Annotated in this window: 22 protein-coding genes; 8 read left to right on the top strand and 14 right to left on the bottom strand. The window is 59.5% G+C overall.

The window, feature by feature from the left end; genetic code table 11:
- Positions 1–21 precede the first annotated feature (21 nt).
- On the bottom strand, positions 22–513 hold the full coding sequence (locus GRH90_RS19875; protein WP_162367700.1) for a YajQ family cyclic di-GMP-binding protein: 492 nt from the start codon (positions 511–513) through the stop codon (positions 22–24).
- A 195-nt stretch (positions 514–708) separates the two neighbouring features.
- Between GRH90_RS19875 and panE the strand changes: the two genes are divergently transcribed.
- Both panE and yajL read left to right on the top strand, forming a co-directional pair.
- Complete coding sequence (gene panE / locus GRH90_RS19870; protein WP_162367699.1) at positions 709–1,626, top strand: 2-dehydropantoate 2-reductase; 918 nt, start codon at positions 709–711, stop codon at positions 1,624–1,626.
- Entirely contained in the window at positions 1,586–2,176 is a 591-nt protein-coding gene (yajL, locus tag GRH90_RS19865; RefSeq protein ID WP_162367698.1) for a protein deglycase YajL, read from the top strand. The genes panE and yajL overlap by 41 nt, the downstream gene beginning before the upstream one ends.
- A 176-nt stretch (positions 2,177–2,352) precedes the next feature.
- On the opposite strand, the gene thiI is transcribed toward yajL, so the two are convergent.
- The gene (thiI, locus tag GRH90_RS19860; RefSeq protein ID WP_162367697.1) at positions 2,353–3,801 is read right to left on the bottom strand and encodes a tRNA uracil 4-sulfurtransferase ThiI; all 1,449 of its coding nucleotides are present in this window, start codon (positions 3,799–3,801) and stop codon (positions 2,353–2,355) included.
- A gap of 225 nt (positions 3,802–4,026) precedes the next feature.
- Here thiI and xseB point away from each other — a divergent pair, with 225 nt between their 5' ends.
- From xseB to dxs, 3 genes are read left to right on the top strand one after another with little or no spacing between them, the layout of a single operon-like run.
- Positions 4,027–4,269, top strand: a complete 243-nt coding sequence (gene xseB / locus GRH90_RS19855; protein ID WP_162367696.1) for an exodeoxyribonuclease VII small subunit — start codon at positions 4,027–4,029, stop codon at positions 4,267–4,269.
- Positions 4,270–4,272: 3 nt separating this feature from the next.
- Positions 4,273–5,172 carry a (2E,6E)-farnesyl diphosphate synthase gene (gene ispA, locus GRH90_RS19850; protein ID WP_162367695.1) on the top strand — a complete coding sequence of 300 codons (900 nt, stop codon included), beginning with the start codon at positions 4,273–4,275 and terminating at the stop codon, positions 5,170–5,172.
- A 39-nt stretch (positions 5,173–5,211) separates the two neighbouring features.
- Entirely contained in the window at positions 5,212–7,074 is a 1,863-nt protein-coding gene (gene dxs, locus GRH90_RS19845) for a 1-deoxy-D-xylulose-5-phosphate synthase (RefSeq protein WP_162367694.1), read from the top strand.
- 38 nt (positions 7,075–7,112) lie between these two features.
- Here the strand turns inward: dxs and GRH90_RS19840 are convergent, their stop codons facing one another.
- Positions 7,113–8,369: a dicarboxylate/amino acid:cation symporter gene (locus tag GRH90_RS19840; protein ID WP_162367693.1), complete on the bottom strand. Its 1,257-nt coding sequence runs from the start codon at positions 8,367–8,369 to the stop codon at positions 7,113–7,115.
- Between the two features lie 235 nt (positions 8,370–8,604).
- On the opposite strand from GRH90_RS19840, the gene GRH90_RS19835 reads away from it, so the two are divergent.
- Complete coding sequence (locus tag GRH90_RS19835) at positions 8,605–9,579, top strand: aldo/keto reductase (protein ID WP_162367692.1); 975 nt, start codon at positions 8,605–8,607, stop codon at positions 9,577–9,579.
- Positions 9,580–9,697: 118 nt separating this feature from the next.
- Here GRH90_RS19835 and pgpA read toward each other — a convergent pair whose 3' ends face one another.
- From pgpA to nrdR, 6 genes are all read right to left on the bottom strand, one after another.
- Positions 9,698–10,198: a phosphatidylglycerophosphatase A gene (gene pgpA / locus GRH90_RS19830; protein ID WP_246236165.1), complete on the bottom strand. Its 501-nt coding sequence runs from the start codon at positions 10,196–10,198 to the stop codon at positions 9,698–9,700.
- 3 nt (positions 10,199–10,201) lie between these two features.
- Positions 10,202–11,179 (bottom strand): thiamine-phosphate kinase, encoded by a 978-nt coding sequence (thiL, locus tag GRH90_RS19825; RefSeq protein ID WP_162367691.1) that lies wholly within the window; start codon positions 11,177–11,179, stop codon positions 10,202–10,204.
- A gap of 71 nt (positions 11,180–11,250) precedes the next feature.
- On the bottom strand, positions 11,251–11,670 hold the full coding sequence (nusB, locus tag GRH90_RS19820; RefSeq protein WP_162367690.1) for a transcription antitermination factor NusB: 420 nt from the start codon (positions 11,668–11,670) through the stop codon (positions 11,251–11,253).
- Between the two features lie 15 nt (positions 11,671–11,685).
- Positions 11,686–12,156, bottom strand: a complete 471-nt coding sequence (gene ribH / locus GRH90_RS19815; protein WP_162367689.1) for a 6,7-dimethyl-8-ribityllumazine synthase — start codon at positions 12,154–12,156, stop codon at positions 11,686–11,688.
- 87 nt (positions 12,157–12,243) lie between these two features.
- A complete protein-coding gene (gene ribD, locus GRH90_RS19810) occupies positions 12,244–13,368 on the bottom strand; it encodes a bifunctional diaminohydroxyphosphoribosylaminopyrimidine deaminase/5-amino-6-(5-phosphoribosylamino)uracil reductase RibD (RefSeq protein ID WP_162367688.1) in 1,125 nt (374 codons plus the stop codon).
- Positions 13,369–13,378: 10 nt separating this feature from the next.
- A complete protein-coding gene (nrdR, locus tag GRH90_RS19805) occupies positions 13,379–13,828 on the bottom strand; it encodes a transcriptional regulator NrdR (protein ID WP_162367687.1) in 450 nt (149 codons plus the stop codon).
- Positions 13,829–14,004: 176 nt separating this feature from the next.
- On the opposite strand from nrdR, the gene GRH90_RS19800 reads away from it, so the two are divergent.
- The gene (locus tag GRH90_RS19800) at positions 14,005–14,595 is read left to right on the top strand and encodes a SadB/YajI family lipoprotein (protein WP_162367686.1); all 591 of its coding nucleotides are present in this window, start codon (positions 14,005–14,007) and stop codon (positions 14,593–14,595) included.
- An 88-nt stretch (positions 14,596–14,683) separates the two neighbouring features.
- On the opposite strand, the gene secF is transcribed toward GRH90_RS19800, so the two are convergent.
- The 5 genes from secF to queA form a co-directional block, all read right to left on the bottom strand.
- Positions 14,684–15,652 (bottom strand): protein translocase subunit SecF, encoded by a 969-nt coding sequence (secF, locus tag GRH90_RS19795; RefSeq protein ID WP_162367685.1) that lies wholly within the window; start codon positions 15,650–15,652, stop codon positions 14,684–14,686.
- A 9-nt stretch (positions 15,653–15,661) separates the two neighbouring features.
- Positions 15,662–17,509, bottom strand: a complete 1,848-nt coding sequence (secD, locus tag GRH90_RS19790; protein ID WP_162367684.1) for a protein translocase subunit SecD — start codon at positions 17,507–17,509, stop codon at positions 15,662–15,664.
- Between the two features lie 27 nt (positions 17,510–17,536).
- The gene (gene yajC, locus GRH90_RS19785; RefSeq protein ID WP_162367683.1) at positions 17,537–17,869 is read right to left on the bottom strand and encodes a preprotein translocase subunit YajC; all 333 of its coding nucleotides are present in this window, start codon (positions 17,867–17,869) and stop codon (positions 17,537–17,539) included.
- Entirely contained in the window at positions 17,870–19,018 is a 1,149-nt protein-coding gene (tgt, locus tag GRH90_RS19780) for a tRNA guanosine(34) transglycosylase Tgt (RefSeq protein WP_162367682.1), read from the bottom strand. It lies immediately after the preceding gene.
- Positions 19,019–19,112: 94 nt separating this feature from the next.
- A complete protein-coding gene (gene queA / locus GRH90_RS19775) occupies positions 19,113–20,186 on the bottom strand; it encodes a tRNA preQ1(34) S-adenosylmethionine ribosyltransferase-isomerase QueA (RefSeq protein WP_162367681.1) in 1,074 nt (357 codons plus the stop codon).
- Positions 20,187–20,290: 104 nt separating this feature from the next.
- Here queA and GRH90_RS19770 point away from each other — a divergent pair, with 104 nt between their 5' ends.
- Positions 20,291–20,878: an acyl carrier protein phosphodiesterase gene (locus tag GRH90_RS19770; RefSeq protein WP_162367680.1), complete on the top strand. Its 588-nt coding sequence runs from the start codon at positions 20,291–20,293 to the stop codon at positions 20,876–20,878.
- The last annotated feature ends 119 nt before the right edge of the window (positions 20,879–20,997 follow it).

Here is a 20,997-nt window from a genome sequence, read left to right as displayed (position 1 = left end):
CGGCTGGCGGGGGTTCCGCCCTTAATCGCGAAAATTGGTAAACTGGAACGGCTGGCCCAGTTCGCCGCCTTTGACCAGCGCCATGGCGCCCTGCAAATCATCGCGCGATTTGCCGGTGACCCGCACCTGTTCGCCCTGGATTTGCACCTGCACCTTGAGCTTGCCGTCTTTAATCAGTTTCACCAATTTCTTGGCCAGCGTGGACTCGATGCCTTGCTTAAGCTTGGCCTCGACGCTGTAGGTCTTGCCGCTGCGCGCCATTTCCTCGGGCAGTTCGATGGCGCCGCCCTCGATGCCGCGTTTGGCCAGCTTCTCACGCAGGATCTCAACCAATTGCTGCACCTGGAAATCGGATTCGCTGGTGGCGGTGATGCTTTGATTTTTTTCATTCAGCTCAAAGCTTGCCGGCACGTTGCGAAAATCCCAGCGGGTGGTGAGCTCACGGCTGGCGTTCTCCACCGCGTTACGAACTTCCTGCATATCTATTTCTGAAACAATATCAAATGAGGGCATAATGTGTCTCCGGCTGCCATTCTTTGGCTAGCATCATACCTGCTTGGTTTGCCAGATACAAAATACTGTCCGTGGCATCAACAAAAAACAATAAGCCTGAAACGGCGCTTAACGGACAGCGAAAATGTCTATAATCAATACCAATCAGCGCGCAGGCAGCCGCAAGATGGCTTAATCCATAGCAAAGGTTAAAACATGAATATTACCGTTCTGGGGTGTGGCGCCATCGGCCAGCTGTGGCTGGCCGGATTGGTGCGCCAGGGGCACAATGTCCAGGGATGGCTGCGCGTGCCGCAGTCGTCCTGTACGGTGGATGTAGTCACGCCGCAAGGGGAGATAGTGCAGCTTCAACTGCCTGCCAATAACGCGCTTCACCTGGCCGGCAGCGATTTATTGCTGGTGACACTAAAAGCCTGGCAGGTCTCCGGCGCCATCCGCACGCTGCTGCCCCAGCTCAGGGCGGATTGCGCCATATTACTGCTGCATAACGGCCTGGGCACCCGCGAAGAATTACCTCCCCTGCCCCAGCCGCTGCTGCAGGGGATCACCACTCATGCGGCCTATCGCAGCGACGGCGGCAGCATTATCCATGTTTATAACGGCACCACCCGCATCGGCCCCCTGACGCCCAATGCGCAATCCATCAGCCATCTGGCGGAAGTGCTGCATGACGCGTTGCCCGACGTGGCCTGGCATAACAATATCGCCGCCTCCTGCTGGATAAAACTGGCGTCTAACTGCGTCATCAATCCGCTTACGGCGGTATATGATTGCCGTAACGGCGAGATAGAACAGTATATCGACCAGATCGAAGCCCTGTGCCGTGAGGTGGCCATGGTGATGGACCGCGAGGGATATCATACTTCCTATGAAAGCCTGCTGTTTTATGTCGGGCAAACCATAAAAAGCACCGCCGGCAATACGTCATCGATGCTGCAGGATATCCGCGCCCAGCGGCATACCGAAATCGATTATATCAGCGGTTACCTGGTGCGGAGGGCGCGGGTCCATGGCCTGAGCGTGCCGGAAAACCAACGGCTGTATGAACTGATCAAACAGAAGGAGGACCATTATGGGCGTCTCGGCGATGGTATGTCTGGCGAATGGGAGTGAGGAAACCGAGGCGGTGACCGTGATCGATCTACTGGTCAGGGCCGGCGTCGACGTGACGGTAGCGGGCGTGGGCGCCAAGGATACGCAGGAAATTGTCTGCTCGCGCGGCGTACGGCTGCTGGCCGATGCCCCGCTGGCGCAAGTGGCCGGCCGGGCGTTCGACGCGATCGTCCTGCCGGGCGGCGTCAAGGGCGCCGAGGCCCTGCGCGACAGCGCGACGCTTATCGATTGCCTGCGCCGCGCGCACCGCGCCGGCGCGCTGGTCGCCGCCATCTGCGCGGCGCCGGCGCTGGTCCTGGTGCATCACCGCCTGTTCCCCGAGGCCGGGATGACCGGTTTTCCGGCGCTGAAAGACCGCATCCCCGCGGCGCGTTGGCGGGAACAGCGGGTGGTTTACGATAAACAGGCGAACCTGCTGACCAGCCAGGGGCCGGGAACGGCGATGGAGTTTGCCCTGCATATCATCGCGCGGCTACTGGGTAATGATAAAGCGGCGGAAGTGGCGGCGCAGTTGGTGCTGCCGGCGGGCATGGAGGATTTCGCAACCTGACGGGCCCGCAGCGGCCAAACATATTACCGCAAGCGGTCGGTATCGGCGCGATGATGTTTTACCGGCAGCGGTGTCATTGTCGAAGCGATGGCGCTTTGCCGGGGAAGCGCCATACGCGATCATCAGTCGTTTCACCGGGCCGGCGTTGCGCCGCCCGGTGTGACATGGGGAAATGATTAAGGCCGGTAGACCTTAACGTTGTGAAACCCCTGCTCGCGCAGGTACAGCGCCTGCAACCGGCTCATGACGCCCCGGTCACAATACAGCAGATAGGATTTGCTCTGGTCCAGGGAGCTGAACTGGGCGCCGAGTTTATAGAACGGCAGCGCCTGCACCACGATATTATCCATCAGCAGCGGCTGGCTTTCCTGCTCGTCCACCGGGCGGATATCCAGCACGATATCATTGCCGCCCACTTCGGCGGCGGTTTCCACTTCCACCACGTCCTGGCGGGCCTGCTCGATGATATCGCGGATATCAATGCTGCCGGCGTCGGCGACCGCCCGTTCGAGCACGCTGAAGTCAAAATGCGCCTCTTCCTGCTCGATGCGATGCTTAACCGCCTTGACCGTGGGGCTTTTGGAAATCACGCCGCAGTATTCCGGCATGGTTTTGGCAAATTCCTCGGTGCCGATGGCGCGCGCCATATTGATGATATGTTCTTTATCATGGGAAATCAGCGGCCGCAGCACCAGGGTATCGGAAACGTTGTCGATCAGCCGCAGATTGGTCAGGGTCTGGCTGGAGACCTGCCCAAGGGCTTCGCCCGTCACCAACGCCTGGATGCCAAAACGCTCCGCCATTTGCGACGCCGCGCGGATCATCATGCGCTTGAGCACCACGCCCATCTGGCCGTCGTCGACCTTTTCCAATATTTCGCCGACCACCGGGGCAAAATCAATAGCGATAAACCGCACCCGATGGGAACTGCCGTAGCGGCTCCACAGGTGATGGGCCACCTGACGCACGCCGATTTCATGCGCCGCGCCGCCCAGGTTAAAAAAGCAATAATGCACCCGGCAGCCCCGGCGCATCAGCATATAGCTGGAGACGCCGGAATCAAAACCGCCGGAAATCAACGACAGCACGTCTTCCTGGGTGCCGATGGGGAATCCGCCGATGCCTTCGTGGCGCGCGGTGATCAGCAGCAGGCGATCGTCCTCGATTTCCAGATGGATGGTTTCTGCCGGGTGGTTTAGTTGCACCCGGGTGCCGGCCACGTTCTGGTTCAGGCCGCCGCCGACGTAGCGCTCCACATCCTGCGAGGTAAACTCATGGGTGCCGCGGCGTTTTACGCGCACGCAGAACGTTTTGCCCACCAGGCGGTCGTGATACAGCGCCAGCGTTTGCTCATAGATGTCGTGCATATCCGCATAGGTGTGTTCCTCCACCGCCAGGATATGATGGATGCCGGGAATACGGGTCAACGCCTCACAGATGGCCTGGCGCTTGCTCTCGTCCCTGGCGCGTACGATGATATGATCCCAATGGCGCACTACCGCCAGGGATTCGTCATAGTGTTTCATGACGTTGCGGATATTGCTGGAGAGGATTTTGATAAAGCGCAATCGCACCGATTGACTCTTTATCGTAATTTCCGGAAACAGTTTGATGATAAACTTCATGGCGATAGTCGTTATGTGATCAGAAAAAGGTAACGTAGCGGAACACGTCATATAATGAGATAGGGGGAGTACGGCACCGCGCGCGTGGATATTCCCCCTAGCATCCGAGGCGCGCAGTATATCACTTTACGCCGCGGCATTGAGTCCAATTTGCTTATCATCGCACTCTGGGCTAACGTTGTCTGTTTTCATAAACCATGCCCTCACGTTGGTGAAAAATTTGTTATGCCGAAAAAAGCTGAACAACCCGCCAGTTTTGAAACTGCGCTAAAAGAATTGGAACAGATTGTCACCCGCCTGGAATCCGGTGAACTCCCGCTGGAAGAGGCGCTGAATGAATTTGAACACGGCGTGCGGCTGGCGCGCCAGGGCCAGCAAACTTTGCAACAGGCGGAGCAGCGGGTGCAGATTTTGCTCAGCGACGAAAATAATGCGCCGCTGACGCCGTTTACCCCGGACGCGGAATAAAGCATGGGTGAGTTCGCGTTGCAGCTCCAGGCTTGTCATCAGCGGGTCGACGGGGCGCTGGATCGCTTTTTTTCCTCCCTGGACCAACGGGAACCGCTGACCCAGGCCATGCGCCACGGCGCATTGCTGGGCGGCAAACGCCTGCGCCCGTTCCTGGTATACCGTACCGGCCAGCTGTTCGGCCTGCCGTTGGACGACCTGGACGCCCCGGCGGCGGCGGTGGAATGTGTTCATGCCTATTCCCTGATCCATGACGATCTGCCGGCGATGGACGACGACGACCTGCGGCGCGGACAACCGACCTGCCATATCAAATTTGGCGAAACCACCGCGATCCTGGCCGGGGACGCGTTGCAAACCCTGGCATTTTCCATCCTGGCCGACGCGCCGATGCCGTCGGTGGCGGCGCGGGATCGCATTTTGATGATCTCGGCGCTGGCCCAGGCCAGCGGCGCCGCCGGCATGTGCCTCGGACAGGCGCTGGACCTGGCGGCGGAAGCGACGCCGGTCGGACTGCTCGACCTGGAGACCATCCATCGCCATAAAACCGGCGCGCTGATCCGCGCGGCCGTGAGACTGGGGGCGCTGGCGGCCGGTGAGCCGGGCCTGCTGGCCCTGCCCTATCTCGATCGTTATGCCGCCGCCATCGGCCTGGCGTTCCAGGTGCAGGACGATATTCTCGACGTGGTGGGCGATACCGCGACGCTCGGCAAACGCCAGGGAGCGGATCAACAGCTGGGCAAAAGCACCTACCCGGCGCTCCTGGGACTTGATAACGCGCGCGCCAGGGCACATGATCTGATCCAGGAATCATTAGCATCCTTAAAGCATATCGGGGACCTGGGTTATGATACCTCCGCCCTGAACGCGCTGGCGCGGTTTGTCATTGAACGCGATAAGTAATAAAAAAGCGTCTTTTTTCACCTCAGATATGAGTATCCGATGAGTATTGATCTGACGAAGTACCCGACGTTGGCATTAGCCGAAATCCCCGCCGAGCTGCGGCTGCTGCCGAAAGAGAGTTTAGTGAAGCTCTGCGACGAACTGCGGCAGTTCCTGCTCGATAGCGTAAGCCGATCAAGCGGCCATTTCGCCTCGGGATTGGGTACCGTGGAACTTACCGTCGCGCTCCATTACGTCTATAACACGCCGTTTGACCATGTGGTGTGGGATGTGGGCCACCAGGCTTATCCGCATAAAATCCTGACCGGGCGCCGCGACCGGATCGGCACCATTCGCCAGAAAGGCGGCCTGCACCCTTTCCCCTGGCGCAGCGAGAGCGACTATGACGTGCTATCGGTCGGCCATTCATCCACCTCGATAAGCGCCGGCCTGGGCATGGCGGTGGCCGCCGGCCACGAAGGCAAAGGTCGGCGCACCGTGTGTGTTATCGGCGACGGCGCCATTACCGCCGGCATGGCCTTCGAGGCGATGAACCATGCGGGCGATATCAAGACGGATCTGCTGGTTGTCCTCAATGATAACGAAATGTCGATTTCCGAGAACGTCGGCGCGCTGAACAACCATCTGGCGCAAATCCTCTCCGGCAAGCTTTACTCTACGTTGCGCGAGGGGGGCAAACGGGTGTTGTCGGGCATTCCGCCCATCAAGGAGCTGGTCAAACGCACCGAGGAACATATCAAGGGCATGGTGGTGCCGGGCACCTTGTTTGAAGAGTTGGGGTTTAACTATATCGGCCCGGTGGACGGACACGACGTGCTGGGGCTGGTGCATACCCTGAAGAATATGCGAGCCATGAAAGGCCCGCAGTTCCTGCACATCATGACCAAAAAGGGCAAAGGCTACGCCCCGGCGGAAAAAGATCCCATCGGCTGGCATGCGGTGCCGAAATTCGACCCCATTATCGGCACCCTGCCCAAAAGCGCCGGCGGATTGCCGACCTACTCGGCGATTTTCGGCAACTGGCTGTGCGAAACGGCGGCCACCGACGATAAATTGATGGCGATCACGCCCGCCATGCGGGAAGGCTCGGGCATGGTGCCCTTTTCGCGCCGCTATCCCGGCCAGTACTTTGACGTGGCCATTGCCGAACAGCACGCGGTAACCTTTGCCGCCGGCCTGGCCATCGGCGGTTATAAACCGGTGGTGGCGATTTATTCCACCTTCCTGCAGCGGGCCTACGATCAGCTGATCCATGACGTGGCCATCCAACGTTTGCCGGTGATGTTCGCCATCGATCGCTGCGGCATTGTCGGCGCCGACGGCCCCACCCACCAGGGAGCGTTTGATTTATCCTTCCTGCGCTGCGTGCCCCACATGGTGATCATGACGCCGAGCGATGAAAATGAATGCCGGCTGATGCTGCATACCGGTTATCACTACAACGACGGGCCGTCGGCGGTACGCTACCCGCGCGGCAGCGGCACCGGCGCGGCATTCGCGCCGCTGGCGCCGCTCGCCATCGGCAAGGGAGTTATCCGGCGCCAGGGCGAAAAAATCGCTATTCTCAACTTCGGCACCCTGCTGGCGGAAGCGCGCATCGTCGCCGAACGGTTAAATGCCACCCTGGTGGACATGCGTTTTGTGAAGCCGCTGGATGAGGATTTGATCGAAGATCTGGCCGCCGGCCACGAAGTGCTGGTGACGCTGGAAGAGAACGCCATTATGGGCGGCGCCGGCAGCGGCGTGAACGAGTTCCTGATGTACCAGCGGTTGATGGTGCCGGTATTGAATATCGGCCTGCCCGATCGTTTTATTCCCCAGGGCACCCAGGAGGAAATGCGCGCCGTCCTCGGTTTGGACAGCGCGGGTATCCAGGGCCAAATCGAGCGCTGGCTGGCTTGACGCAGCGGCCCGCCGCCACAGGCGGCTGGACCGGCCAATCAATGATTTTCCTGCAGTTGGCCTTCTTCCACGAGCTCCGCGTTCGGGCGGGACAGCATGGCGGTGGCGATGCCGTTGCCCAATACGTTAATGCCTGAACGGCCCATATCCAGCACATGATCGATCCCCATCAACAGCAATATGCCCGCCACCGGGATATTAAAGCTGGGGATGGTGGCCGCCAATACCACCAGCGCCGAGCGCGGGACGCCGGCGATGCCTTTGGACGCCAGCATCAGGGTCAGCATCAGCATGGTGATTTCCGCGCCGGTTAACGCGATATTATAGGCCTGGGCGATAAACATGGCGGCAAACGAGCAATAGATCATCGAGCCGACCAGATTAAACGAATAACCCAGCGGCAGGACAAACGAGGCGATATTATTCGGGCAGCCGAAACGGCGCAGCTGCTCGAGGGTTTTTGGATAGGCGGCCTCCGAGCTGCTGGTGGTGAACGCCAGCAATACCGGCTCTTTCAGCAGGCTTAGCAGACGGAAGGTGGCGGATTTCAGCACCAGGTAACAAAAGCCGATCATCAGGACGCAGCACAGCACGATCGCCAGGTAATACCCGCCGATAAACGACGCGTAGCTTTTCAGGATGCCCAGCCCTTCGTTGGCGATAACCGATGACACGGCGGCAAAGATGGCGAGCGGCGCCATATACATCACATAACCGGTCACCTTCAGCATGATATGGGAGACCACGTTCAGGCCGTCCACCAGCGGTTTATTGAATTTTTCCCCCAGCGACGCCCCTGCTATGCCGAAAAATAACGAGAATACGACGATTTGCAGGATCTCGTTATGCCCCATGGCGTCGACGATACTGGTGGGAAAGGTATGGGCGATAAAGGTCTTGAACGACATGCCGCTGGCGGCAAGCCCGGTATCCACCGCCTGGGCCGGGATTTGCAGGTTCAGGCCGGCGCCCGGCTGCATCAGGGTGACCACCGTCAGCCCCAGCAGGATGGAGACCACCGAGGAAGAGATAAACCAGATAAAGGCTTTACCGCCCAGGGCGCCGATGGCCGAGGTATCGCCCATATTCATGATGCCGACCGTCAGCGTGGTAAACACCAGTGGGGCAATGACCATCTTGATCAGGCGCAGGAAAATATCGGTTAATAACGCAACGTTGTCCGCATAGGCATGCGCGTTCCCCACGCTGGCAAACTGATGCACCAAAGCGCCCATTAAAATCCCCAGCACCATAAATGCCAGAATGTAGGTGGTTAATTTATTAGATTTAGACATATTTTTCCGGTGTTCAGTTTGAATTACGCGTTTATTGTGGTGTGGGGTTGAGGTTAAGTCGCATAATCATCCTTAATGAAGAGGTAACATTCCATGCAATGGGTCAATAAAACCTGACTAAATGATCAATTTTTACCGCGTGCGGAGGCTGGGATTTACCCGCCGCTCCAACGACGCTTTAACTATAATTTAACCACAGTGAGTTGGTTAACATCACCGCCATCAGGAGATGAACATGCAGTTTACCACGCTTGGCAAGACCGATCTTCGTGTATCCCGCTTATGCCTGGGTTGTATGACCTTTGGCGACCCCGTGCGGGGCAAGCATGCCTGGACCCTGCCCGAGGCGAGTTCCCGGCCGCTGATTAAGCAGGCGCTTGACCTGGGCATTAATTTTTTTGATACCGCCAATAGTTATTCCGACGGCAGCAGCGAGGAAATCGTCGGCCGCGCGTTAAAAGATTTCGCGCCGCGCGACCAGGTGGTGCTTGCCACCAAGGTCTATTTCCCCATGAGCAATCTGGCGGGCGGCCTGTCGCGCGCCAATATCCTGCAGTCCATCGACGACAGCCTGTCCCGCCTGGGCACCGACTATGTCGACCTGTTGCAGATCCACCGCTGGGATTACAATACTCCGCTGGAGGAAACGCTGGAGGCGCTGCATGACGTGGTGCAATCCGGCAAGGCGCGTTATATCGGCGCGTCGTCGATGTATGCCTGGCAGTTCGCCCGCGCGCTATACACCGCCGATCTGCACGGCTGGACCCGTTTTGTCAGCATGCAGGATCAGTACAACCTGATCCAGCGCGAGGAGGAGCGTGAAATGCACCCCTTGTGCCAGGCGGAAGGTATCGCGGTGTTGCCCTGGAGTCCGTTGGCGCGCGGCAGGCTGACGCGGCCCTGGGGTGAAACCACCGCCCGGGAAGCCTCGGACCTGGTCAGCAAGGCCTTGTATGACAACACCGCCGATGCCGACGCCCGCATAGCCGAACGCGTATCGGCGATCGCCGACAGCCGGGGCGTGTCGCGCGCGCAGGTGGCCCTGGCGTGGATATTGAACAAACCGGCGGTCACCGCGCCGATCGTCGGCGCCTCGCGTGCCGAACAGCTTGACGATCTGATCGCGGCCCTGGACGTTACGCTGGATACCCAGGAGATTGCCGAGCTGGAAACCGCCTATGCGCCGCATTACCCGGTCGGGTTCGAATGATCCGCGCCCGGTGGATAAACCATGAGGCGACCCCTTGCCCGAAATGGGCGGGGTTGCGCCACGGCGCGTCAAAAAGGGCCGGCATCACGGCCGGTGGCGGCTTACCGGTAAGTCGGGTTCAAAACAGCGGCCAGTGATGGCCCACCCAGTAGATGATGCCGGCACCGATAATGCCGGCTACAATATCATCAATCATGATCCCCATGCCGCCGTGTACTTCCTGGTCGAACCAGCGTATCGGCCAGGGCTTCCAGATATCCAGCACGCGAAACAGCAGAAATCCGGCCAGCGCCCAGCGCCAGTCGTTGACCGGCAAGGCCATCAGCGTAATCCACATGCCGACGAACTCATCCCAGACCAGGCAGCCGTGATCGTGCACGCGCATATCGCGGGCGGTCTGGTGGCAGGCGTAGACACCCAGGCAGATGCTTAACATCACCACCAGGGAGTAAAGCTGCCAGGGGAGCTGGATAATCAGGCACCAGAGCGGGATTGCCGCCAGGGAGCCGGCGGTGCCGGGCATCCAGGGAAACAGCCCGCTGCCGAAGCCGGTGGCCAGCAGGTGCCAGGGATTGGTTAATTTTACCCGGCCCTTGGCAAGGGCCATCTCCATGGTCATGGCTTACTCCTGGTTAAAATGGTCATAGCCTTGCCAATCGAAGGTCACCGGTTGATTGTCGCGCAATAGCTGCAGGCCTTCGCCGCACGGGCCGATCTGGCCGATACAGGTGAAATCCGCCCCGGTATGCCCTAACGCGACATCCAGCGCGCCGCGGTTGATCTCCGGCACGGTAAAGCAGAGTTCGTAATCCTCGCCGCCGCTTAACGCCCAGCGCAGCGCCTGTTCCGGCGTGGCGTGACGTCGCAGCTCGGTGGAAAAAGGCAGATCTTCCACATGAATGCGCGCGCCGCACTCGCTCTGATCGAGAATATGGCGCAGATCGGACAGGATTCCGTCGGATAAATCTATGGCCGAGCTGGCCAGATCGCGCAGCGCCTGCCCCTGCAGGATGCGCGGCTGGGGACGCAGATGGCGCGACAACAGATATTGCCGGTCCCGCGGCGAATCGACCTGCAGCCGGTCCTGCAATATCGCCAGGCCGGCGGCGCTGTCGCCCAGGGTGCCGGTGACGTAAATCCAGTCGCCGATACGCGCGCCGGATCGGGTGATGGCGCGCCCGGCGGGGATCAGGCCGTGAATGGTCAGCGTCAGGCTGAGCGGGCCGCGCGTGGTATCGCCGCCAATCAGCTGCATGCCATAATAATCGAGCTGTTCATACAGGCTGTCGCTGTAGGCGGCCAGCCAGGATTCATCAATTTCAGGCAAGGTGAGCGCCAGCGACAGCCACGCGGGATCGGCGCCCATGGCAGCCAGGTCGCTGAGATTTACCGCCAGGGATTTGTAGCCTAAATCGGCTGGGGAGATATCCGGCAGAAAGTGAATACCCGACACCAGGGTATCGGTACTGACCGCAATCAGTCGTTTTTCATCAACCGACAGCAGCGCACAATCATCGCCGATACCCACTATGACATCCCGCCGGACACTTCTTACGCGGTTGAAATAGCGGGCAATAAGATCAAATTCGCCACAGGCCATAACCTATCCAAATGTTGTTGTATATGCTATCGCGAAAAAGGGCTGCGGCCGGAAAACCGGCCGGAAAAGCGTTACTTCCTGTTGGGACGGATGTGCGGGGCCGCTTTGTCCAGCACCCCGTTGACGAACTTATGGCTTTCTTCCGCGCCAAAGGTTTTGGCCAGCTCGATGGCCTCATTGATGGCCACTTTATACGGCACATCCAGGCGTTTGCTTAATTCATACAGCGCCAGGCGCAAAATCGCCCTTTCCACATGGCCCAACTCGTCGAGCTGACGTGAAAGGTAGGGTGCCATAAGCTGATCCAGCTCCGCTGCATGCGTCGCCGTACCGGTATACAGCTCGCGAAAATAAGCGATATCCACATCCTTGACATCCTGCTCCGCAAGGAACTGGACTTCAATGTCAGCGATATCGTTATGAGATAACTGCCATGAGTAAAGTGCCTGGACGACACATTCACGGGCACGGCGACGAGCAGCAGGTTTCACGAATTTCCCCTTTACTTACGCTTTGATAGCTTTCAGTACGTTGATCATTTCCAGTGCGGTGAGTGCTGCTTCCGCACCTTTGTTGCCGGCTTTGGTGCCGGCCCGTTCTATTGCCTGCTCAATGCTTTCCGTCGTCAGCACGCCGAAGGCCACGGGCAGCTCACTGCTCATGGCAACGCTTGACAGACCGGAGCTGCATTCGCCGGCGACATATTCAAAATGCGCGGTGCCGCCACGGATTACCGTACCCAGCGCCACCACGGCGTCAAATTTTTTGCTATTCGCCAATGCGCGGGTCGCCAGCGGCAGCTCATAGGCGCCGGGAACCCAGACCACGGTGATATTGTCGTCTTTGACCTGGCCGATACGCTTGAGGGCATCAATCGCGCCTTCGAGCAGGCTGTCGTTGATGAAGTGGTTAAAGCGCGCAATCGCAATCGCTATACGGGCATTCGGGGTTGCAACAACACCTTCAATAACGTTCATGGCTTTCCTTCAATTGGCAAATAGTGGTAATTGCCCACGAGGGGGCGGATTCTAACATATTCTTTTGCCCGCTGCTCGGGCCAATTACTACCAGGGGTAACGCGGTTTAAGCCGCAGGCGGATATCCGGCCCCACCTGGCGCAGGTCGGCCAGGTCAAACTCCGGCGCCCGCGCCAGGGTGTCCAGCCCGGGCAGATCGCACAGCCCACGCGCCGCCGAACCCAGCAGTTTAGGCGCCAGGTACAGAATCAATTCGTCCACCACCCCGGCGTTAAGCAATGCGCCGGCCAGCGAGGCGCCGGCCTCGACCCACAGGGTGTTTACCTGGCGCCGGGCCAACATCAGCATCAGCGCCACGATATCGACGCGCGCCGTGTCGCCCTGGCCGGACGGCAGCGTCAGCTGTTCCACGTCCCGCGGCCATGGCCGGTCGTCCGGCCGCAGCCGGGCAAGCCAGGTCTGGCCGGGCTGGGCAACCAGGCGGTGTGCGGGCGTTACGCGGTTTTGGCTATCGACAACCACCCGCACCGGCTGGCGCAGCGATGCCTGGGCATACGCTTCACGAATACTTTCCGGCAAAGATTCCCAACGCACCGTCAGGGCGGGATCGTCGGCCAGTACCGTGGCGGCGGAGGTCAAAATGGCGCCGGCCCGGGCGCGGAATGCCTGCACATCCCGGCGGGCCTGGGGCGAGGTAATCCACTGGCTTTCGCCGGAGGCCATGGCGGTGCGCCCGTCAAGCGAGGCGGCAAGCTTAAGCTGCACATACGGGAAGCCGGTGCGCATGCGTTTCAGGAACCCCGGATTCAGCGCCTCGGCCTCATTCATCATCAGGCCGTGCTCAACCGATACGCCGGCCTGGCGCAGCAGGTACATGCCGCGTCCGGCCACCTGGGGATTGGGGTCCTGCATCGCCACCACTACCCGCGCCACCCCGGCCGCCACCAGCGCGTCGGCGCAGGGCGGCGTGCGGCCGTGATGGCTACAGGGTTCAAGGGTGACGTAGGCGGTGGCGCCGCGCGCCGCGGCGCCGGCCATGCGCAGGGCATGGACTTCGGCATGGGGCTCGCCGGCGCGCAGATGAAAGCCCTCGCCGATGATGTTACCTTCGCGCACGATGACGCAGCCCACGTTCGGATTGGGCGCGGTGGTAAAACGCCCGCGGCGGGCCAGCCCAAGCGCGCGCGCCATGTAGAATTCATCAAGCTGCATAACGGGGTCCTTAGTCCTGGAGACGGGCGATCTCTTCGCCGAATTCGCGCACATCCTCAAAACTGCGATACACCGAGGCGAAACGGATATACGCTACTTTATCGAGCTTTTTCAGCGCGTCCATCACCAGGTTGCCGATCATTTTACTCGGGACTTCCCGCTCTCCGGTCGCCCTCAGCTGCGATTTGATATGATTGATGGCCATTTCGACATCGTCGGAGTTTACCGGCCTTTTTTCCAGCGCCTTGAGGAAACCGCTGCGCAGCTTGTCTTCATTAAACGGCTCGCGGACCTCGTTACTCTTGATAACCCGGGGCAAGACCAGCTCCGCCACCTCGAAGGTGGTAAAGCGTTCGTTGCATACCAGGCACTGACGGCGCCGCCGCACCTGCGAGCCCTCACCCACCAGGCGGGAATCAATGACCTTGGTATCGACTGCGGAACAAAAGGGACAATGCATATGGCGTCCTGCGCGGCTTAAACGGATAGGGTAGTTTAGCGCGAACCGTGCCGACAACAAAGAGGCGCGCCCAGGGAAAGGGCCGGCTCCGGGGCGGCGAGCGGTTATCATTTCATGACATTCCGCACGTTCCGGGCTAAGCTGTATTTAACTGACAGAAAAAGGAAACTGTTGCTATGACAACCAGTTATCGTTCGCTTTACGCCGGCGCGTCGTTGCTGTTGCTTGCCGGCTGCGCACATCAATCGAACCCTAAAATCCCCGAGTTGAAAAGTGAAATCGTCCAGCTTAATCAACGGCTGCAGTATCTCAATGACGAGGCGTCGGCGTTGATGCAGCAAAATGCGCTCAATGAGCAATCCGCCGACGGCGTCTATATCTATCCGGCGGCGCAGACCGGCGCGCAGATAGACAGCGGTATCGGCATGCTGCTGGTCTCACTGGGCACGGTGGAAGCCGAGGCCAACGGTTCCCGGGCGCTGCTGCATATCCGCACCGCGGACAGGTCGACGCTGCCGGCGTTCCACGCGGTGGTCGACTGGGGCCAGGTTGATCCCGCCTCCGGCAAGCCGCTGACCGCCGATACCCTGAGCCAGCCGATCGTCGTGCCGGCCTCCCTGCTGCCGAAACCGGAAGCCACCATCGAGCTGCGGCTCAGCGGCCTGGCGCCGGAACAGGTGGGTTATATCCGCCTGCGCGATATTATCCGCAATGCCCCCGAAACCCCGCCGGCGCCAGATGCGGTGAAACCGTTGTCGCGTCAATAACCCCGCGTCCCGGCGGCATTTACCCATAAAAAACCCCGCTGGCGCGGGGTCTGTTTTATCACCAGGCGGTGCTTGCGGGCACCGTCCGTTATGGCAGTAGCGAGGGCTGATCGGCGCCCTCTTTCTCGACTTTCTGCTGCATCATGTGTTCGCGCTTCATACCCAGCTTCAGCGCCAGGGCGGAGGCCACATAGATGGAGGATACCGTACCGATGGACACGCCGATAAGCATGGTCAGCGAGAAGCCTTCCAGTATCGGGCCGCCGAAGATAAACAGCATCAGCACCACCATCAGCGTGGTGGCGGAGGTCATGATGGTGCGGCTTAAGGTCTGGGTCAGGGACACGTTGATAATTTCATAAGAGCTGCCGCGACGGATTTTGCGGAAGTTTTCACGAATACGGTCCGAGACCACGATGCTGTCGTTAAGCGAATAACCGATGACCGACATCAGCGATGCGATGATGGTCAGGTCAATTTCCACATGAAACAACGACAGCACCCCCATGGTGATCACCACGTCGTGGGCCAACGCCAGCACCGCCCCCAGCGCCAGGCGCCATTCGAAACGAATGCCGACGTAAATCAGGATGGAGATCAACGCCACCAGCAGCGCCATGCCGCCGGCCTGCGCCAGATCGTTGCCCACGCTCGGCCCGACGAATTCGATGCGTTTGACCACGGCGTTTTGCTCGAAGGTCTGGTTGATCACGCCGAGCACTTTATTGCCCAGTTCCTGGCCCGCGCCATCCTGTACCGGCGGCATGCGCACCATGACATCGCGGCTGCTGCCGAAGTTCTGGATCAGCGGCTCCTTGAAGCCGGCTTTTTCCAGCGCATCGCGCATGGCGTCCAGGTCAACGGATTTTTCCAGGTTCAGTTCAATCACCGTACCGCCGGTGAAATCCAGGCCCCAGTTAAATCCCCTGACCGACATGATGGCGATCGAGATAATCAACAGCGTAATCGAGATACTGAACGCCATATAATCCCAGCGCATAAAGTCATAGACTCTACGGCCGTAATTTAAATCTTCAACACTATGTTGCTGAGCCACAACCCACTCCTAAATTGACAGCTTGTTGATGCGTTTACCGCCGTAAAGCAGGTTAACGATGGCACGCGTGCCGACAATCGCCGTAAACATCGAGGTGGCAACCCCAATCGCGGTGGTGATGGCAAAGCCCTTGATCGAGCCGGTGCCGACCGCATACAGGATGATGGCGGTAATCAGCGTGGTAACGTTGGCATCAACGATACTGGAGAATGCGCCGCGATAGCCTTCATGGATTGCCTGCTGGACCGATCGTCCGTTTTTCAGCTCTTCCTTGATACGCTCGTTGATCAGTACGTTGGCGTCTACCGCCACGGCGAGCGTCAGCACGATCCCGGCAATACCCGGCATGGTCAGCGTCGCCCCCGGCAGCAGGGACATGATGCCCACGATCATCACCAGGTTGGCAATCAGCGCGGTGGTGGCGATCAGGCCGAACTTGCGATACCACACCACCATGAAGACAATCGACGCCACCAGTCCCCACAGGCAGGCCTGCAGCCCCTGGGTAATGTTCTGCATGCCCAGGGTCGGGCCGATGGTCCGTTCCTCGACAATCTGGATCGGGGCAATCAAGGCGCCGGCGCGCAGCAGCAGCGACAGCTGGCGGGCTTCATTCGGGTTGTCGATGCCGGTGATGCGGAAGCTGTTGCCCAGGCGCGACTGGATGGTCGCGACGTTGATAACCTCTTCCTGTTTCACCAGGATCGAGCGACCGTTGGCGTCTTTTTTGCCGCTGTCCTTATATTCCACGAACAGCGTCGCCATCGGCTTGCCGATATTGTCCTTGGTGAAATTGGACATATTGGTGCCGCCGGTGCTATCGAGCGAAATATTGACCTGCGGGCGGTTATATTCATCGGCGCTGGAGGTGGAATCGGTAATATGATCGCCGGTGAGGATAACGCGCTTGTACAGCACCACCGGCTGGCCGTCACGGGTGGATTTCACTTCGGAGTCCCCCGGTACCCGGCCGCTGGCGGCGGCGGTGCGGTCTACCGTGCTGTTGACCAGGCGGAATTCCAGGGTGGCGGTGGCGCCCAGGATTTCCTTGGCGCGCGCGGTGTCCTGGATGCCCGGCAGTTCAACCACGATACGGTCGGCCCCCTGGCGCTGCACCAGCGGTTCGGCCACGCCGAGCTGGTTGACGCGGTTGCGCAGGATGGTGATGTTCTGCTGCACCGCGTATTCCCTGGCCTCACGCAGGCGGGTATCCGCCATGACGGCGCGCAGGCCGGTTTCACCGACGCTTCCGAACACCAGGTCGCGATGGCGCGGGGTCAGGTAGGCGATCGCCTGGTCGCGGGCGGCCGCGTCGCGAAAGCCCACTTCGGTGCCGTTGTTATCGGTTTTACGCACGGTGGCGTAGGGGATGCCTTTTTCACGCAGATCGGTGCGCAGGGTATCCATGGTCTGTTCCTGGAGTTTTCCCAGGGCGGTATCCATATCCACTTCCATCAGGAAGTGAACGCCGCCGCGCAGATCCAGGCCCAGTTTCATTGGTTCGGCGCCCAGCACCGCTAACCAGGGCGGGGTGGCCGGGGCCAGGTTCAGCGCAACGATATAATTCTCGCCAAGGGCGCTTAACAACGCCTCGCGGGCGCGCAGCTGTACGTCCGGATTGGCGAAACGGGCCAGGATGGCGCCATTTTCCAAGGCAATGGACTTGCTGGTGATATTTTGTTCTTTTAACACATTCTGGATCTGGACCAGCGTCGTCTCACTGGCGGCGGCACCGCGCGCGCCAGTGATTTGTACGGCCGGATCCTCACCATATAGGTTTGGAAGCGCATACAGCAGCCCGACGACCAGCGCCAGGATCAGCATGATGTACTTCCATAAAGGATAACGGTTTAACACGGCAGTTCCCTTCGGGAAAATCGTTAATTACAGCGCTTTCATCGTACCTTTCGGCAGAACAGCAGCCACGAAATCACGTTTGATGACCACTTCGTTGGTATCGTTCAGCGCAATGGCGATATAGCCGGTATCCGCGACTTTGGTGACGCGTCCGACCAGGCCGCCGGTGGTCAGTACTTCATCGCCTTTACCGATGGAGTCCATCAGTTTTTTATGATCTTTAGCGCGTTTTTGCTGCGGACGCAGGATCATGAAATAGAAAATCAAACCAAACACCACCAGCATGATCACCAGAGAGTAAGGACTTCCCTGGGACGGACCGGTGGCCGCGCCGGCGGCGTCAGAACTGAAAAAGCTCATTTAAATTCCCTCATTGTTATGTAATTCAACGGCTAAAGGCGGAACGGGTTGCCCCCTCCGACCATAAAATTGTTCCACGAAACGCCCTAATTTACCCTCATCGATGGCCTGGCGTAAACCCGCCATCAGACGCTGATAATAACGCAGGTTGTGGATAGTATTCAGACGGGCACCGAGTATTTCGTTGCAACGGTCGAGATGATGCAAGTACGCGCGGCTATAATTGCGACAGGTGTAACAATCACAATGCTCATCCAGGGTCGATGTATCGCTTTTATGAACGGCGTTGCGGATTTTCACCACGCCGCCGGTGACAAATAAGTGACCGTTGCGCGCGTTGCGGGTCGGCATGACGCAATCGAACATATCGATACCGCGCCTTACCCCCTCCACCAAATCCTCGGGTTTGCCCACGCCCATCAGGTAACGCGGTTTGTCCGCCGGGATTTGCGGGCAGACGTGCTCCAGGATGCGATGCATGTCGGCTTTCGGCTCGCCCACCGCCAGGCCGCCCACAGCGTAACCATCAAAGCCTATCTCTACCAGTCTTTTTACCGATACATCTCGTAAATCTTCGTAAACGCCGCCCTGGATGATGCCGAACAGCGCATTTTTGTTTTGCAACTGGTCAAAACGCTCGCGCGAGCGGGCCGCCCAGCGCAGCGACATCTCCATCGATTTTTTTGCGTAGTCGTGCTCGGCCGGATACGGCGTGCATTCGTCGAAGATCATGACGATATCGGAGCCGAGGTCATGCTGGATTTCCATCGACTTTTCCGGACTGAGGAAAATCGCGTCGCCGTTGATCGGATTGCGAAAATGCACGCCCTCTTCGGTAATCTTGCGGATATCCCCCAGGCTGAATACCTGGAAGCCGCCTGAATCGGTCAGGATCGGACCATGCCACTGCATAAAATCATGCAGGTCGCCGTGCAGTTTCATGATCTCCTGCCCCGGGCGCAGCCAGAGGTGAAAGGTATTGCCCAGCAGGATCTGCGCGCCGGTTTCGGCCACTTCCCCGGGCGTCATGCCTTTTACCGTGCCGTAGGTGCCCACGGGCATAAACGCCGGGGTTTCCACCGTGCCGCGCTCGAACGACAGGCGCCCGCGCCGCGCCAGTCCGTCAGTTTTGATTAATTGGTACTTCACTCGTCCTCCGCCACCGGATAAACAGTCCGGTGCAGTCATTGCCGGCACCCTATTGTCCCGGCAAAAAAGCCCGGCGGATACGCCGCCCGGCCGGTTATGCGTCCCCGATCGCGTCTTGCGACGCCTGTGGATTGGCGGTGATGAACATGGCATCACCGTAGCTGAAGAAGCGGTAGCGTTCGGCGACCGCCTCATTATAAGCCGCCATAGTATGCCGGTAACCGGCGAAGGCGGATACCAACATAATCAAGGTTGACTCAGGTAAATGAAAATTAGTCACCAGCACGTCGATAACGCGAAAACGATAGCCGGGATAAATAAAGATGCTGGTATCGCCGAAAAACGGCGCCAAATCCCCTGCGCCGGCCGCATTGGCGGCGCTTTCCAGCGAGCGCACCGAGGTGGTGCCCACCGCCACCACGCGGTTGCCGCGCGCCTTGCAGGCCAGCACCGCGTCCACCACCGGCTGCGGCACTTCGGCGTATTCCGAGTGCATTACATGTTCTTCGATCCGGGATACCCGCACCGGCTGGAAGGTGCCGGCGCCCACATGCAGCGTGACAAACGCCATCTCGACGCCTTTGGCGCGCAGCGCGTCCATCAGGGGCGTATCGAAATGCAGGCCGGCGGTGGGCGCCGCCACCGCGCCGGGGCGTTCGCTGTAGATCGTCTGGTACAGCTCGCGATCGGCGGCTTCATCCGGACGGTCGATATACGGCGGCAGGGGGATATGGCCGGCGTCGTTGAGGAGCGTCAGCACATCCCGCTGCTCATCGAAGCGCAGCTCGAACAGGGCGTCATGGCGGGCCACCATGGTGGCGTTGATGCTTTCATCGTCGCCCAGCAGCAGCGCGGTGCCCGGCTTCGGGGCCTTGGAGGCGCGTATATGGGCCAGCACGCGGTGCTCATCCAGCACCCGTTCCACCAGTACTTCAATTTTACCGCCGCTGGCCTTGCGGCCGAACAGGCGCGCCGGGATTACCCGGGTATTGTTGAATACCAGCAAATCGCCGGGATTAAGTTTATTCAGCAGATCGGTAAATACGCCATGGGTTATCTCGCCCGACGGCCCGGCCAGCGACAGCAGGCGGCATGCGCTGCGCTGCGGCTGGGGATAATGGGCAATCAGGTTTTCGGGAAGTTCAAATGAGAAATCGGCCACACGCATTTCGGTTCACTTTACTCAAAAAACAGGCGGCTTAGTCTAGGGCTATGTGGCGCGACCTGCAAGAAATAAGCGGATTCAAACGGTTTTTAACCTATACTCTTGGCATGAATTTTCTTGCCCATCTCCATCTCGCCTCGCTGGCGCAAAGCTCGTTACTGGGCAACCTGGTGGCGGACTTTGTCCGCGGCAATCCCGACGGCCAGTTTCCGGAGTCCGTGGCCGCCGGTATCCGCATGCACCGCAGGATTGATGTCATTACCGATATCCACCCCGAGGTCAAGGCCGCCAAGGTGTTATTCAGCAGCGATTACCGGCGGATAGCGCCGATTGCGCTGGATGTGGTATGGGATCACTTTCTGGCGCTGCATTGGCGGCAGGTTGAGCCCGGGCTGTCGCTGCGGCAGTTTATCCTGCGCGCCGAGCGCGAGATTACCCCCGCCCTGCCGGAAACCCCCCCGGGCTTCCAGGAGCTTAATCATTATCTGTGGCGCGAGCGCTGGCTGGAGCGTTATGCCGATCTGGCGTTCCTGGCGCCGGTATTCAACGGCATGGCCAGCCGTCGTCCCCGGCTGGTAGCGCTAAGCGGCATCTTCCCGGAAATCGAGCGGCATTATCCGGCGCTCGAAGCCTGTTTCTGGCGTCTGTATCCGGCGATGATGCAGATGGCGCGCCGGGGGGCCGCAACGCTATAGATTTCGCCGCGGGTTTCACCGCCCGGTCATGTTCGCCTGCCACAATGGGCCGGCATGTATGCCCGACCGGGCGTCTGCCGGCGCGGTAACGATAAATTGTGCTATCTATATATAGCGGC

Source organism: Acerihabitans arboris, from assembly GCF_010131535.1.
In the GTDB taxonomy this organism is placed as follows: domain Bacteria; phylum Pseudomonadota; class Gammaproteobacteria; order Enterobacterales; family Enterobacteriaceae; genus Acerihabitans; species Acerihabitans arboris.
Note: the sequence above shows the minus strand (reverse complement) of the source record. Positions and strands in the feature narration are given on the sequence as shown.